9 protein-coding genes are annotated in these 13,641 nt (G+C 37.2%); 5 read left to right on the forward strand and 4 right to left on the reverse strand.

Annotated elements, in window-relative coordinates:
• Positions 1–9 precede the first annotated feature (9 nt).
• Both EHLA_RS05080 and EHLA_RS05085 read left to right on the forward strand, forming a co-directional pair.
• Complete coding sequence (locus EHLA_RS05080; protein WP_096239552.1) at positions 10–798, forward strand: ABC transporter ATP-binding protein; 789 nt, start codon at positions 10–12, stop codon at positions 796–798.
• Positions 791–1,759, forward strand: coding sequence for an ABC transporter ATP-binding protein (locus tag EHLA_RS05085; RefSeq protein ID WP_096239553.1), 969 nt, complete (start codon positions 791–793; stop codon positions 1,757–1,759). Before EHLA_RS05080 ends, EHLA_RS05085 begins: the two co-directional genes overlap by 8 nt.
• A gap of 827 nt (positions 1,760–2,586) precedes the next feature.
• Here EHLA_RS05085 and EHLA_RS05090 read toward each other — a convergent pair.
• On the reverse strand, positions 2,587–3,777 hold the full coding sequence (locus EHLA_RS05090; protein ID WP_096239554.1) for a CDP-glycerol glycerophosphotransferase family protein: 1,191 nt from the start codon (positions 3,775–3,777) through the stop codon (positions 2,587–2,589).
• Positions 3,778–3,816: 39 nt separating this feature from the next.
• Positions 3,817–4,428 carry a hypothetical protein gene (locus EHLA_RS05095; protein ID WP_123864840.1) on the reverse strand — a complete coding sequence of 204 codons (612 nt, stop codon included), beginning with the start codon at positions 4,426–4,428 and terminating at the stop codon, positions 3,817–3,819.
• A 280-nt stretch (positions 4,429–4,708) separates the two neighbouring features.
• Between EHLA_RS05095 and EHLA_RS05100 the strand changes: the two genes are divergently transcribed.
• The 3 genes from EHLA_RS05100 to EHLA_RS05110 all read left to right on the forward strand — a co-directional run bounded on the left by EHLA_RS05100 (position 4,709) and on the right by EHLA_RS05110 (position 8,237).
• The gene (locus tag EHLA_RS05100; protein ID WP_096239556.1) at positions 4,709–5,692 is read left to right on the forward strand and encodes a hypothetical protein; all 984 of its coding nucleotides are present in this window, start codon (positions 4,709–4,711) and stop codon (positions 5,690–5,692) included.
• Positions 5,693–5,942: 250 nt separating this feature from the next.
• Positions 5,943–6,902, forward strand: coding sequence for a phosphate acetyltransferase (gene pta, locus EHLA_RS05105; protein WP_021908149.1), 960 nt, complete (start codon positions 5,943–5,945; stop codon positions 6,900–6,902).
• A 237-nt stretch (positions 6,903–7,139) separates the two neighbouring features.
• Entirely contained in the window at positions 7,140–8,237 is a 1,098-nt protein-coding gene (locus tag EHLA_RS05110) for a glycerol dehydrogenase (RefSeq protein ID WP_021908150.1), read from the forward strand.
• Positions 8,238–8,948: 711 nt separating this feature from the next.
• On the opposite strand, the gene EHLA_RS05115 is transcribed toward EHLA_RS05110, so the two are convergent.
• The gene (locus EHLA_RS05115; RefSeq protein WP_096239557.1) at positions 8,949–12,266 is read right to left on the reverse strand and encodes an AAA family ATPase; all 3,318 of its coding nucleotides are present in this window, start codon (positions 12,264–12,266) and stop codon (positions 8,949–8,951) included.
• Positions 12,267–13,466, reverse strand: coding sequence for a metallophosphoesterase family protein (locus tag EHLA_RS05120; protein WP_096239558.1), 1,200 nt, complete (start codon positions 13,464–13,466; stop codon positions 12,267–12,269).
• Positions 13,467–13,641 lie beyond the last annotated feature (175 nt).

Raw genomic sequence — 13,641 nt, forward strand, 5'->3', positions numbered from 1 at the left:
GAGGTTTTTATGCTTAATGTTCAGGATATAACCGTAACATACAGCCAAAATCCAAGACCGACAATCGAAGGGTTTCATCTTCAGATGAAACCCGGAGAAATCTGCAGCATTGTGGGAGAAAGCGGTAGCGGAAAAACCACAGTAATCCGTTCTATTTTAGGAGTTTTGCCCGGCGGTGGAAAGGTAACCAAGGGAGACATTCTTTTTGAAGGAGAATCATTACTTCACTATTCTAAAAAGCAGTGGAGAGATTTAAGAGGGACTCAGATTTCCATGATTTTTCAGAATGCTGGGGCAATGATAAATCCTGTCCGCAAAATTGGGAGCCAGTATGTGGAGTATATCCGCGCGCATAGAGACATTTCCAAAAAAGATGCAGCAGATATGGCCATTCAGATGTTAGAAAAGATGCGTCTGCCGAATGGAAAGCGTATTATGGATAGTTATTCATTTGAACTTTCCGGAGGTATGTGTCAAAGAGTCGGTATTGCAATGGCTATGACATTTGAACCAAAACTCCTTCTTGCAGACGAACCGACAAGTGCACTTGATGTAACAACGCAGGCACAGATCGTACGTGAGATGATGGAACTTAGAGACACTTTTGGTACGAGCATTATTATCGTAACACATAATATTGGTGTTGCTGCGTATATGGCAGATAAAATGATCGTAATGAAGCAGGGAAAAGTTGTAGATTCCGGTGACAGAGAAGAGATTTTACATAATCCAAAGTCAGACTATACAAAGAATCTATTGCTGGCTGTGCCATCTTTAAAGGGGGAGCGGTATGTCTAAAGAAGAAAGACCTATTTTAGAAGCAAAACATGTGACAAAGAAGTTCCCTCTGGCAAACGGAAAAGAATTGATTGCCAATGATGATATCAGTTTGAAGTTCTATAAGGGACAGACATTAGGAATTGTAGGAGAAAGCGGTTGCGGAAAGTCCACATTTATGCGGATGATGGTACAGCTTGAGAAACCGACATCAGGAAAGATTTTTTTCAAAGAAAAAGATATTACAAAGATGAAGGGAGAAGAATTACGAGCAAACCGCAGAAACGTGCAGATGGTCTTCCAAAATCCTGCGACATCCTTTAATCCTAAAATGAAAGTGCGGGATATAATTTGTGAACCACTTATGAATTTCGGACTGATTAAGAAAAAAGAGAAAGATGCCATCGCAAGAAAGTATCTGGAAATGGTAGAATTACCAGGAGACTTTGTTGATCGCTACCCACATAATATGAGTGGCGGACAGCAGCAGCGAGTAGGCATTGCCCGGGCAATCGCTTTAGAACCGGAAATCATTTTCTGCGATGAATCAACTTCAGCCTTAGATGTTTCTGTACAAAAGACAATCCTTGAGCTTCTTGTAAAGCTGCAAAAAGAAAAACAGATCGCATTAGGATTTATCTGTCACTATCTGGCAATGATATCAAGTATAGCACACCAAGTCGCAGTAATGTATATGGGTAACATTGTAGAAATCCTTCCGGGAGAAAAGGTTACGGAAGAAGCGATGCATCCATATACAAAAGCATTGTTACAATCCGTATTTGATATTCATATGGATTTTTCAAAACCAATCGAGCCTCTTGAAGGAGAAGTGAATGGAGCGACAGGAGAACAAAAAGGCTGCCCGTTCCAGAATCGTTGTGCTTACTGCATGAAAAAATGTCAAGAAGAAAAACCAGAATTAAAAACAGTAGGCGAAAAACACGAACTCGCATGTCATCTAAAAAATACTAATTTGTAGATTTCGTATAGACGAAAAAAGAAACAATACCATATCCCATCTGCTCTGTAGTCGCTGTATTTAAGATGCTTATTCGCATCTTAAACACGCTCCGAAGCCGCATCTGGGATATGGTATTTTTTCTTTTTTCTGACTACTTTAAATCCACAGTTGGTGAGAATGGGGATTAAATACTAATTTGAGGGTCTAAAGAAACGAAAACCAGAAATTTAATAGAAAAGAAAATGTGAAGATAGTCGCTTCGTAGAAAATGCCTGTTCGGCATTTTTACTGGCTCCGACATCACATTTCTTTTCTATTAAATTTCTGGTTTTCTGTTCTTTGACTCCAGATGGAAATTAGTATTTTCGTTTTGGGAAAAATAAGGGGATTGTCCAGAAGACTATGGTTTTTATTTAGAATGAAAATCTCCAAAAGGAATACGCTTTCTGCTAAAATCCATAGATCAAAGTCATAAAATACAATATTTATAAACAGTTTTTCTCTTTTTTCATAGTTTTTTAATAGACAGCAATTTGAATGTCAATCCTTTTGAATTTAATTCTACGGAAATCCATAACTTTTTGGAGAATCCCCTTTTCTTTAGAAATCTCAATGTAATTCAGCAGAAAGATACTCACGTCTGGGGAATTCCCTTATTTTTTGCACAAAATTCTGATTTCATCTGGAGCCAAAGAACAGAAACCCAGAAACTTTATATAGAATAAAATGTGATGTCGGAGCAAGTAAAAATGCCAGTCAGGCATTTTCTACGCCGCGACTATCTTCACATTTTATTCTATATAAAGTTTCTGGGTTTCATTTCTTTAGTCCCTCAAATCAGGATTTTAATTTTCTTTCATTAAGGCGATAATACGTTCTGTTGCGTGTCCATCGCAGCTTCCCATGAATTTTTCTTTGAAATCAATGACTTTTTGCTTATCAAACTGTGTATCAATATTCTTGATGCTGTTTAAAAGTTCATCTTCTGTCTGAACAACTGGACCTGGTGTGAATTCAGAATAGTCATAGTAAAAGCCACGCCAGTCACAGTAGTTATCATAATCATATGCATAGAAAATCATTGGTTTTTCAAATAAAGAGTATTCAAATACCAGTGAAGAATAATCAGAGATACAAATGTCTGCACAACAAAGTAAGTCTTCGATAGAAAGGTACTTGGTAAGGTCTCTTGCAAAATGCTGTAATTCTTCCGGAATGATTGGTGGATTTTTGACGAATGGATGATGTTTACAAACAATAACATATTCGTTGCCTAATTCACGACAAAAACGTTCAAAATCAATACAGTCCGGGGAGGAAGCAGTAGCAACATGACCTCGGAAGGTTGGAGCATAAAGAATAACTTTTTTATCTTTAGCTTCTGGCATGATTTCGTATAGTTTTTGTTTGCGGCTTTCTACGAATTCTTTATCATAGAACTGGTCAGTACGGCTGACACCGGTTGCTTTTACGATGCCTTTAGGAAGGTGCATTGCCTCTTCATATGCCCAGATGACTTCAGGGCTGCTGACAGTTACATGAGTAAGGTTACCATAGTTTGGATATTTATCTAATGTAGCAGCGGAAGAGCCGAATTTTAATTCTGCTGTGCTGCGGCCAAACTTTTTAAATGCACCACAGGCATGCCAGAGATTGATCGCTACCGTTTCTTTTCTTAATGGAATAGAAGAAAGAATTAAAGAAGCATCGTCAACAAAGACATATTTTGCTGTTGCAAGTTCTTTGAGCATTTCATTAACGCGCTGTGTAAATTCGCGTCCGCGGATAAAATTAAACTGTACATAAGAACATTTTAAATCATATTCGCCGGATTCTTCTAAAGCTTTATAAATAAGTTCAAATGAATTGGAAAGCTTTGTAAAACGCATTTCCAAAAACAGGACTTTATTCTCCTGTACAGGTTCAGTACAGTAGGAAGAATATACTTTTGGAAAATATACTTTGTAGCGATAGTGTTTGCGGATTCGGCGTAACTTTGAAATGAATTTCTTTTTGAATTTTTTTAATACTGACATAATTTATACATACCCCTTTGTATTATTTATTTATGAGCTTTAAATCAGAGAAATCAGATTGGCAATTAGTGCGGAGATGATTCCGATAGAAGAAATCAGTAGATTCCATCGAAAGAGAATATCAATGCTGTATTGCAGATTCCAGTGAAATAAAACAGAAAGACCTGAAAGAATAAGAAATATAACCTCAAGAAGAATCAGGCCTTTGCAGGCAAGATGCATATCCTGTCTGCTTAATTCCATATTTAAAGAAATTCCCATAATGATATACAGGAATACAAACAGAAAGATTATATCAGAAGCTCGTAATTGTTGCAAGGCTTTCAGGGAAATTGCCCATCCTTTTTGGAAGGAAAAAGGGAGCATTCTGATATTTTCCGGGAGAAACCGGCTGATAATATAAATAACGGTTGGTCCAAATAAGAGTGGGCCGATCCCGATAAAAAACTGCCCTAAATCTCCCTGCAGTTTTTGCAAAAAGGAATGATTTTCATGGTGCATTTTTACAAATCCTAAAGTTCCACCTGAATGAATCGCCTTTTTTGTGGTACGGTACAGGCAAACCTGATCAATATGGTATCCAAAGAAAAGTCCAAAAAGTAAATGTCCAAGCTCGTGAACAGGAATACCGATCAGATTAAAAAAGTCCATAATAAAATAGCCACACTTTTTGTTGGAAAAGTTTTGAATGGCTGAGTGTCTGCTTTTCCCGATAATAAATCCCAACAGGATTAAAACGAAAAGCAGCTTTAAATTAAGCTGTACGAAACAGGTAATCATATAGAATCTCCATAAAAGTCTTCGTTTATATATACTTACTAAATATAACATTTAATATTGAATTTTTTGTGAAAAACGTATAGTATAAATATAATATAGTATTTTTTTCAAAATTACTATAATTACTGAGGAAAAAAGAGGGAGAGAAGAAATGAATCTTATAATCGGAGTCGTAGTAATTGGGATTATTATTGCTGGGATTGCCTTTTTTATGGCCAGTAAGTCTGATTCAAAGAATACTACGAAAGAAGAGTTACAAAGTACGGCACAAAGAGAATTACAAAGTACTGCGAAAAGGGGGTCACAAAGCAGGACACAGGAAGAATTGCAAAGTACTGCGAAAAGAGAGTCACAAAGCAGGACACAGGGAGAATCGCAAGGTACTACGCAAAAAGAGCCGCAAAGAGAATTACAAAGTGCTGCAAAAAAAGAGTTACAGAATATTTCAACAAAAGAAGAGTCATCTGCAGATATACAGGCAGTGAAACAAAAAGAGCAGTTATATCATTATATGACTCAGGAGCTGCAGAATTTGTTTTGTGTTTATAATAAAGAGGAATGGAGTCAGCTTAAAAAGCTTGGGGAGATATCTCAGGAATTATATAAGGAAAAGAATGATATTATTGAAGGACTTTCTACCGTTACGGGAAGAATGGTAAAAGAATACTTTACCTGTGTAGATTTCCGGGAAGAAGAAGGTAAACTTGTAGGATATGTAAATGATATCGAAAAGTTAAAGCAAGTGTTTTTACAGTTTATGATGCCGTTTTATCCGTATTATTACAAGGAGCTAAGTGAAGGGGGACTTCGTTATACTGCGCTTCTCCATCCGAATACGCTGCGTCTGTTCCAGCAGCTTACCGGTAAAAAGTTCAGACCAGGATATCGAAATCGCTATACTACAGGTGTTCGTGCTTTTGAGTGGGATAAAGATCGGTATAAAGTATATGGAAAAGATGGAAGACTTTTATGTGATGCTGTTTTTGGTTCGGATGGAATAAAAGAAGGTTACGGACAAAAGAAATATTTGGATAAACAACATCCGGACTGGAATATTGTGGAAGAAGGAACCTGGAAAGAAGGCGTATTCCAGAGTGGGATATTACGTTATGAATATAAAAAATCTGTACAGTAACATCTTTGTTGTGCAGTTTGCTTAGTAGATTGTTTTATGATTCATAGTCGAATTCTATTATGTACAAAGAAAAGTGCATAATTTTTTGTATTTTCTTTTGAAATAGCTTGAAAAGCGGAAACAAAACCGATACAATAAAAAATGTGTGTGCAAGTTCGTGTGATAGTCCATTGCGCGATCTGCAGTCGAAAGATTTTAGTTATTTGGATTTAGTTAAGTATATGACTGAATAACAGGAGGTAAATAAAACATGTTTAAAAAATTATCAGAGCAGTTAAAAGCAAACCCACGTACTATTGTTTTTACAGAAGGAACAGATGCCCGTATTCTTGAAGCAGCAGATAAACTTACAGCAGAGGGAGTTCTTGGTGTTATTCTTCTTGGAAAGGCTGACGAAGTAAAGGCAGCAGCAAAAGAAACCGGATTTAATATTGATAAATGTCAGATCATTGATCCGGAACAGTATGCTGATATTGATGCGATGGTTGATGAGATGGTAACATTAAGAAAAGGCAAGATGACACCGGAACAGGTTCGCGATGCTCTTTCTAAATCAAACTATTTTGGAACAATGTTAGTAAAGATGGGTAAGGCTGATTGTCTGTTAGGAGGAGCAACTTATTCTACAGCAGATACAGTACGTCCTGCATTACAGTTAATTAAAACAAAACCAGGTAACAAGATTGTAAGCTCCTGCTTTATCATGGTAAAAGGTGATAAGAAGTTAGCAATGGGAGATTGTGCAATTAACATTGCTCCAAATGAAGATGAATTAGCAGAGATCGCTATTGAGACTGCAAAGACAGCAAAAATCTTTGGTATTGATCCAAAGGTTGCTATGTTATCTTATTCTACATATGGCTCTGGAAAGGGCGAGATGGTAACATTAATGGCGAATGCTACAAAGAAAGTAAAAGAGATGGCGCCAGACTTAGATATTGACGGTGAGCTTCAGTTTGATGCAGCGGTAGCACCGGAAGTTGCAAAAGTAAAATGTGCAGGTTCTACAGTAGCAGGACAGGCAAATACTTTTATCTTCCCAGAAATCAGTGCAGGTAATATCGGATATAAGATTGCTGCACGTCTTGGTGAATATGAAGCAATCGGACCAGTTCTTCAGGGACTTAATGCACCGATCAATGATTTAAGTCGTGGATGTAATGCACAGGAAGTTTATAAAATGGCACTTGTTACAGCAGCATTAAGCTAAACTTAATATTATTTTCGATAATAACTTCGAATAAAATAAATAGAAACGGGAAATGGATATTATAGTAGTAACTTTACAGAAACAACTATCGCATCTGTTTCCTGTTTTTTGTCTAATTATACAAAGAACTGTTGCTTTTTTATTAGAAAATTGTTATAATTATAACAAGAAAACCGGGGTTACAAAGCGGTTTTTGTAGCAATTTTTTTCTATTATAAGAAAGGATGGTATTTTTTTATGGCAAACATTATTATCAGTCCAGCGAAGTACGTGCAGGGAAAGGGAGAGCTTGCGAATATTGCGCAGTACGCTACAAAGCTTGGAAAGAAGCCTTTTATTTTAATTAGTGAAAGCGGAAAGAAACGTGTTGGTGGAATTATCGAAGATAGTTTCAAAGAGACAGGATGTGAACTTGTTTTTGAAGCATTTCATGGGGAATGTTCTAAAAACGAGATTAACCGCCTGGTTGCTATCGTAAAAGAAAAAGGCTGCGATATGGTTATCGGTGTCGGCGGCGGAAAGATTTTTGATACAGCAAAAGCCGTTGCTTATTATGTGAACAGTCCGGTTATCGTATGTCCTACCATTGCCGCAACAGATGCACCTTGTTCTGCCCTTACTGTAGTTTATACAGATGATGGCGTATTTGAAGAATACTTATGGTTACCGGCAAATCCAAATCTTGTTTTAGTAGATACCGATATTATCGCAAAGGCTCCGGCGAGACTGTTAGTTTCCGGTATGGGTGATGCACTTGCAACATATTTTGAAGCAAAAGCCTGTCAGGCAAGCAATGCAACTAGCTGTGCAGGTGGTCATATTACAATTGCAGCGATTACTTTGGCAAAAGTTTGCTATCAGACATTAATAGAAGAAGGTGTAAAAGCAAAACTTGCAGTAGAAGCTGATGTATGTACTACAGCAGTAGAAAAAGTAATTGAAGCAAACACACTGTTATCTGGTATGGGATTTGAAAGTGGCGGATTAGCTGGCGCACATGCCATCCATAACGGCCTGACATGTATTAAAGAATGTCACCATTTATATCATGGAGAAAAAGTTGCATTTGGTACATTAACACAGCTTGTACTTGAGAATGCCGATGAAGATTTATTAGATGAAGTAATTACTTTCTGCATGGATGTTGGACTTCCTACTACATTTGCAGATCTTGGAATCGAGAATCCAGATAAGGATGCTCTTATGGAAGCAGCAACATTAGCAGCTTCCCCAGATGACACATTAGGTAATGAACCATTTGAAGTTACACCAGAGAAGGTATACGCAGCAATGGTTGCAGCAGATGCCTTAGGAAGATACTACAAAGGTTTTTAATTACTGATTTATAGTTTACGAAAAAAGAAACAATACCATATCCCATCTGCTCTGTAGTCGCTGTGTTTAAGATGTTTATCCGCATCTTAAACCCGCTCCGAAGCCGCATCTGGGATATGGTATTGTTTCTTTTTTCTGTCTACTATAAATCAGCAGTTGGTGAGAAGGGGGATTCTACAGAATGTTATGGCTTTTTATGGAATTAAATTCTAAAGGGTTGACATTTAAATTGTTGTGTATATTTGGAATTTAGTAATATCAGATGCGTGACAACTTCACTTCTACATGCCATCCCACAACAAGAAATTTTTCTCTTCTGGAGATTTTATCTGAATTGTAAGGAAAGTATGGTAAAGAAAAGAGAATTTTTATAAGCTTGATTTTGTTCCGTCGCGCTAAACGCTTTATTTTGTCTCAAAACACAAGGGGATTCTCCCAAAATCTACGCTTTCTATTCAAATAGAAACACCCAGAAGAAATGCGTCAATCCGTTAGACTTTAATTTCCCAAGAATCCATAACCTTCTGGAGATTCCCCATCCTTACCAACTGTGGATTTAGATAGTCAGAAAAAAGAAATATTGCCCTATCCCAGATGCGGCTTGGGAGTGTGTTTAAGATGCGGTTGAGCATCTTAAACGCAGCGACTACAGAGCAGATGGGATAGGGCAATATTTCTTTTTTCGTCTACACGAAATCTACAAAATGAATATTAGGAATATTCTAATGTAATCTGGCTGCCTTTTTGTGATAGATCTGATGGAGTGACAAGGAGCTTTACGGGAACTCTTGTCTGAATGGCCTCTACATGACTGATGATGCCAATACTTCTCTTTTTGGATTGAAGCTGTTCTAAACTATTCATAACAGTGTCTAACAGATCGTCATCTAAACTTCCGAATCCCTCATCTAAGAAGAAAAATTCAAGTGGTGCAGCTCCATTAAGCTGGATGGAGGAAGAAAGCGCTAATGCTAATGCGAGGGATGTAATAAACATTTCTCCGCCGGAAAGAGTATCGGAAGGGCGTATGGCACCGCCGTTCTTATTATCCCGTATAATAAATTCAGCGGATTCGTTAATTTCGAGAGTGTAGTTTCCACCAGATATCTTTGAGAGAATGACGGAAGCTTCTCTGGCGATATAGGCAAGCTTTGCCTGGGCCACATATTCAATGAAAGCGTTTCCCTTGAAAAGCTGTTCTAATTCTTTTATCATATCTTTTTTATGTGTTTCTTTTTCCCATTGTTCTTCTAATTTTTGCTTTTCAGTGAGTCTTTCTGTCATCTCCTGAATCTGATGGTCTAAAAGGAGAAGGGAAGAAGTTAGAGTATTAATTTGGTTTCTGGCAGAGTCCCGTTCTTCTTTTTGTCTGCGCCAGTCTTCTTCTTCAATATGACGATTTCCAAGCTTATTTTTTAAATAAAGAATTTGTTCTTCGGTTTTTCTTGCAGAAGTATAGTAGGTGTCAATTTCGTTGTGAAGTTGATTTATTTGTATTTCTTCCATGTAGTAACATTCAGGCTGTTCCTCTTCTTTAAAACCGAGCATATTTTTTTGGTTTTGATAAAGCTGCGTCATTTGCTTTAAATGTGTATGTGAAGAAGCGGCAGTGCTTTCGCAGGAGCCAAGTTCTTCTCGTTTTTGCTGCAGTTCTTTTTGTTTGTTTTGGTAGACTTTTTCTGCTTTGGAAAAACAAGTTTTGATATTTTCCTGTTTTTCTTTGACCTTATTTAATGCCAGAGGAAAATCCATATCGAAAGAGAACTGTTTTGGAATTTTTTCGGTTTGTTCTGCAATTACTTTTTTGCAGTTATCAATGGTTGCAGTGAGGGATGAACTTTCATTTTCCAAAGATATAATCTGGGAAGAAAGACTATCTTTCTCAGAAAGGAGGATTTCTAAAGAAAGGCGTTTTTCTTTTAAAGCTTTTTCTTGTTTTTGATGATGTTCTTCCCTATTTCGAAGGTTTTTAAGAGCAATAGAAAAATTTTCGATGTTATTTTCTTTTCGAAGAGAAAATATTTTTTCTACATAGTTTTGGAGGGTAGCGTGCTGTTCTTTCAGGAGTGTGTTCTGCTCTGTATACTGGTTTTCCTGCTGTTGAAGGTGTCCTTTTGCCTGTAAATATTCAGCATGCTGTCTGGAAATGGCAGAATAATCCGGTACGATAGGGGGATTATTCGGAGTTTTTTTCTGTAGATCAGGGGCAGAAATCATATCAGAGAGATCGTTTTGGGTAGTGATTTCCAGAGCCTCTTTTAGATTTGGGAGTTGTGTATTTAGAGAGGCAAATTCTTTTTCAATCTGCATGATTCTATTCTGCAATTGCTGTATATTTTTTTCTAGATTTTTTTGCGTTTCTTCGAGATCTTTCAACGAAAATGGGGAAGATTCTGTTGGCAGATCATGTTTTTCATAAGGAATACCGCAGACGGGACAGACCACGCCTTCTTGTAATTCTTCGCGTAAAAGCTGAGCCATATGATTTTGCTGCAATAATTTTTGCTGTTGCTTGTTTTGAATTTCTTTCTCTCTAAAATCAGTTAATTTTTCGGTAAGATCAGAATGTTGTTTTTCTAAATAAGAAAGTCGATGGGAAAGTTGTATATAGCTGTATTCTAATTGCTTTTTTTTGAGAGCAAAGGCTTCTTTTTCTGTTATGATCTTTGCTTTTAAGTCAGATAACGCTTCTGAATTTGTTGTATAGTTCTGATGCTTTTCCCGATAGGTTTCTTCCATGATATTTCCCTGTTCTAAAAGCGCTTTTTTTTCAGCAGTGATTTTGTCTGCATCCAGTTCCACTTCTATGTGTTCAATCTGTTTTCGAATGTCTTCTTCTTTTTTTAATTGGCTTTGCTGTTTTTCTTTTAAAGGAGACAATGTTTTTAAAAGTTCCTGGTTTTGCCTTTCGTAATCTTTTTGTGATTTAGACCAGGATTGTATTGTGTTGATAGTGGATAGAGAGTTTTCTAATAATTGCTCTTCTTTTTGAAGGGCAGGGAGAGTTTCTTTTTGTGATAGATGGACTTCATCATATGCTTTTTTTGCTGCTTCAAAAGCAACGTGAAGAGAATCTACTTCTTTTTGAATATGCTGCAATCTTTTTTCTGCTTCTTCACAAATGCTTTTTGTCTGTGAGACCTGATCAGAAAAAGAACGAAGCTGATTGGCCTTTTTTGCAGTATCAAGCTGTTTTTCCTTTTGTTTTATGGAAGAAAGTGTCTTTTCATTTTCTTTTTTTTGTTCTTCTAGGGGAGAAAGTTCCTGCTGTAAGGAGAAAAGTTCATTTGTTTCTTCAAAGTTTTTTTCTAAAACAGTGAGCTGTTCAGAGAGTGTGGCACACTGTTTAGTATTTTCTTTTTTTTCTTTTTTCAATGAAGAAAGCTTCTGGGAAGAGACATCTTCATATCCCTTTTTTTCTCCGGAAAGAGTACTTAAAAGTAAATCTTGTTTTTGCCTTGCGCGGGCAATTTTACCGGTAAGTTCTATTCCGTATTTTTCAAGGTGAAAAATACGCTGGAGCATAACGCGCCGTTCTTTATTTTTCAGACGGAGAAATTCACTGAACTGCCCCTGCGGAAGAACGACAGTCCTCATAAAGTCTTCACTTGTAAGTCCAAGAAGACGGATACATTCATTTGTAACTTCTGTAGGTTTGTCGGCTAAAACAGTTTCGGTATCACCTTCATACAAGATAAGACGTCCGGTTGTATTTCTTACTGTAGAAACGCTATTTCCTGTGTGATAGCGAAAAGAACGTTCTGCTAAGTATTTGCGTGTCTTGTCTGTTGTGATGGAAAAAAGAAAGGAAACGTTAGCTTTTTTTTTGTTGGTATTGATAAAGTTTTTAGTATCGCGGGGGAGTTTTGCATATAAGGCAAGAGTCATCGCATCTAAAATGCTGGACTTTCCGCTTCCGGTAGGACCAAAAATTCCGAAAAGTCCCTGCGAAGTCAGTGTTTCAAAATCAATGATCTGTTCTTCTCGGTAACTATTAATGCCGGTTAGTTTTAATTGAAGTGGTCTCATTTAATTTTCCTCCATAATCTGCATCAAAAGAGCGAGTGTCTCTTCTCCGATATCAACCTGAAATCTTTTCCGGTAAAAATTTTTAACAAGTTCATCAAATGGCTGTTCTTTAATATCAGAGGCGGAAAAGTCATCAGAGTCATTCTCTGGTAAAACGGGAGTGATTGATAGAATGTCTGTTTTTAATGTCTTCATTTTTTTGATATCTTCTTCGTGAATATAGTGGTCAGTCTTGATCTCAAGGTATACCCAACAGTCCCGCTCTTTATTTTCTTCGCATTTTTCAATCGCCTCTTCAATGTTTTCACAATGCCATATTTCGATTGGTTTATATACAGGAAGCGGCAGTTCATGAATAACGCAGGGAGAGCCGGCACGAAGTTCTACGGAGATAACCTGTTTATGAAAAGAAGTTTCCTTAATATTAAAAGGAAGTGGAGAGCCGCTGTATCTTGCATTTGGACAGCCGGGAACTTTCTGTGGTTTATGGACGTGTCCAAGAGCGATATAGTCTGCTGTCTCAGGAAAGATATCTCCTCCGACCATATAGCTTCCTCCAAGCTGTATACTTCGTTCGGAACCATCTTCAATGCTGTCCATTACAAAGAGATGGCTTGCGATAAGATGTATGGAATCTTTATGAAAATGTTCTTTAAGAGAAGAGAAGAGTGCAGACATTTTTTCTCCATATGAAGAGGCTTTCTGTGTTTCATCGTCTGTTTCATTAAGATATACTTCATTCAATCTTTTTTCACTTGGAAAAGGAACAAGAAGCATATCAACTTCTTCATTATTTATAATTGCGTGAAAATATCCCGGGGCACTTTCTGTAATTTCGTGTTGGCCATATATCCCGGGAGTGATTATGGAATTTGGGTTGCCGGCCATAACAATGCCATGATCTCGTGCGAGTGGTCCAGAGGCAGTCAGGCGGTCAGGATTATCATGATTTCCGGAAATCACAACCGTCATACAGCTGCCATTTCTTGAAAGTTGTTTTAATGTATCATAAAAAAGCTGTTCCGCTATGGCAGACGGATTATAATTATCATAAATATCTCCGGCAATAATAATCATATCTGCTTGTTCATCTTCACATATTTTTATAAAGTCTTTTAAAAACTGCCGTTGTTCCTCTAAGCGGGTGTAACCTTCGATATTTTTTCCAAGATGCCAGTCGGCAGTGTGGATTAACTTCATAAGTTAATCACCTCCTTTATCATGTTCCGCGGGTTTCAAAGTCAAACACCCTATCGTACAGGCACGAACGGAGTTTTGACCTTTTGACCCTGACATCATTGTATAGTATCTTATTTTTAAATGCAAGAATACAGAACAAAGTTTCTTAGGAGAAATGAATTTGACAGACGATGGA

The sequence above is a fragment of the Anaerobutyricum hallii genome (genome assembly GCF_900209925.1).
GTDB classification, from domain to species: domain Bacteria; phylum Bacillota; class Clostridia; order Lachnospirales; family Lachnospiraceae; genus Anaerobutyricum; species Anaerobutyricum soehngenii.

Excerpts from the sequence above, each read along its gene's own strand:
- EHLA_RS05080 (WP_096239552.1), top strand. The coding sequence starts at position 10 with ATGCTTAATGTTCAGGATATAACCGTAACATACAGCCAAAATCCAAGA.
- EHLA_RS05095 (WP_123864840.1), bottom strand. The coding sequence starts at position 4,428 with ATGGACTTTTTTAATCTGATCGGTATTCCTGTTCACGAGCTTGGACAT.
- EHLA_RS05090 (WP_096239554.1), bottom strand. The coding sequence starts at position 3,777 with ATGTCAGTATTAAAAAAATTCAAAAAGAAATTCATTTCAAAGTTACGC.
- EHLA_RS05100 (WP_096239556.1), top strand. The coding sequence starts at position 4,709 with ATGAATCTTATAATCGGAGTCGTAGTAATTGGGATTATTATTGCTGGG.
- EHLA_RS05115 (WP_096239557.1), bottom strand. The coding sequence starts at position 12,266 with ATGAGACCACTTCAATTAAAACTAACCGGCATTAATAGTTACCGAGAA.
- EHLA_RS05110 (WP_021908150.1), top strand. The coding sequence starts at position 7,140 with ATGGCAAACATTATTATCAGTCCAGCGAAGTACGTGCAGGGAAAGGGA.
- EHLA_RS05085 (WP_096239553.1), top strand. The coding sequence starts at position 791 with ATGTCTAAAGAAGAAAGACCTATTTTAGAAGCAAAACATGTGACAAAG.
- EHLA_RS05120 (WP_096239558.1), bottom strand. The coding sequence starts at position 13,466 with ATGAAGTTAATCCACACTGCCGACTGGCATCTTGGAAAAAATATCGAA.
- pta (WP_021908149.1), top strand. The coding sequence starts at position 5,943 with ATGTTTAAAAAATTATCAGAGCAGTTAAAAGCAAACCCACGTACTATT.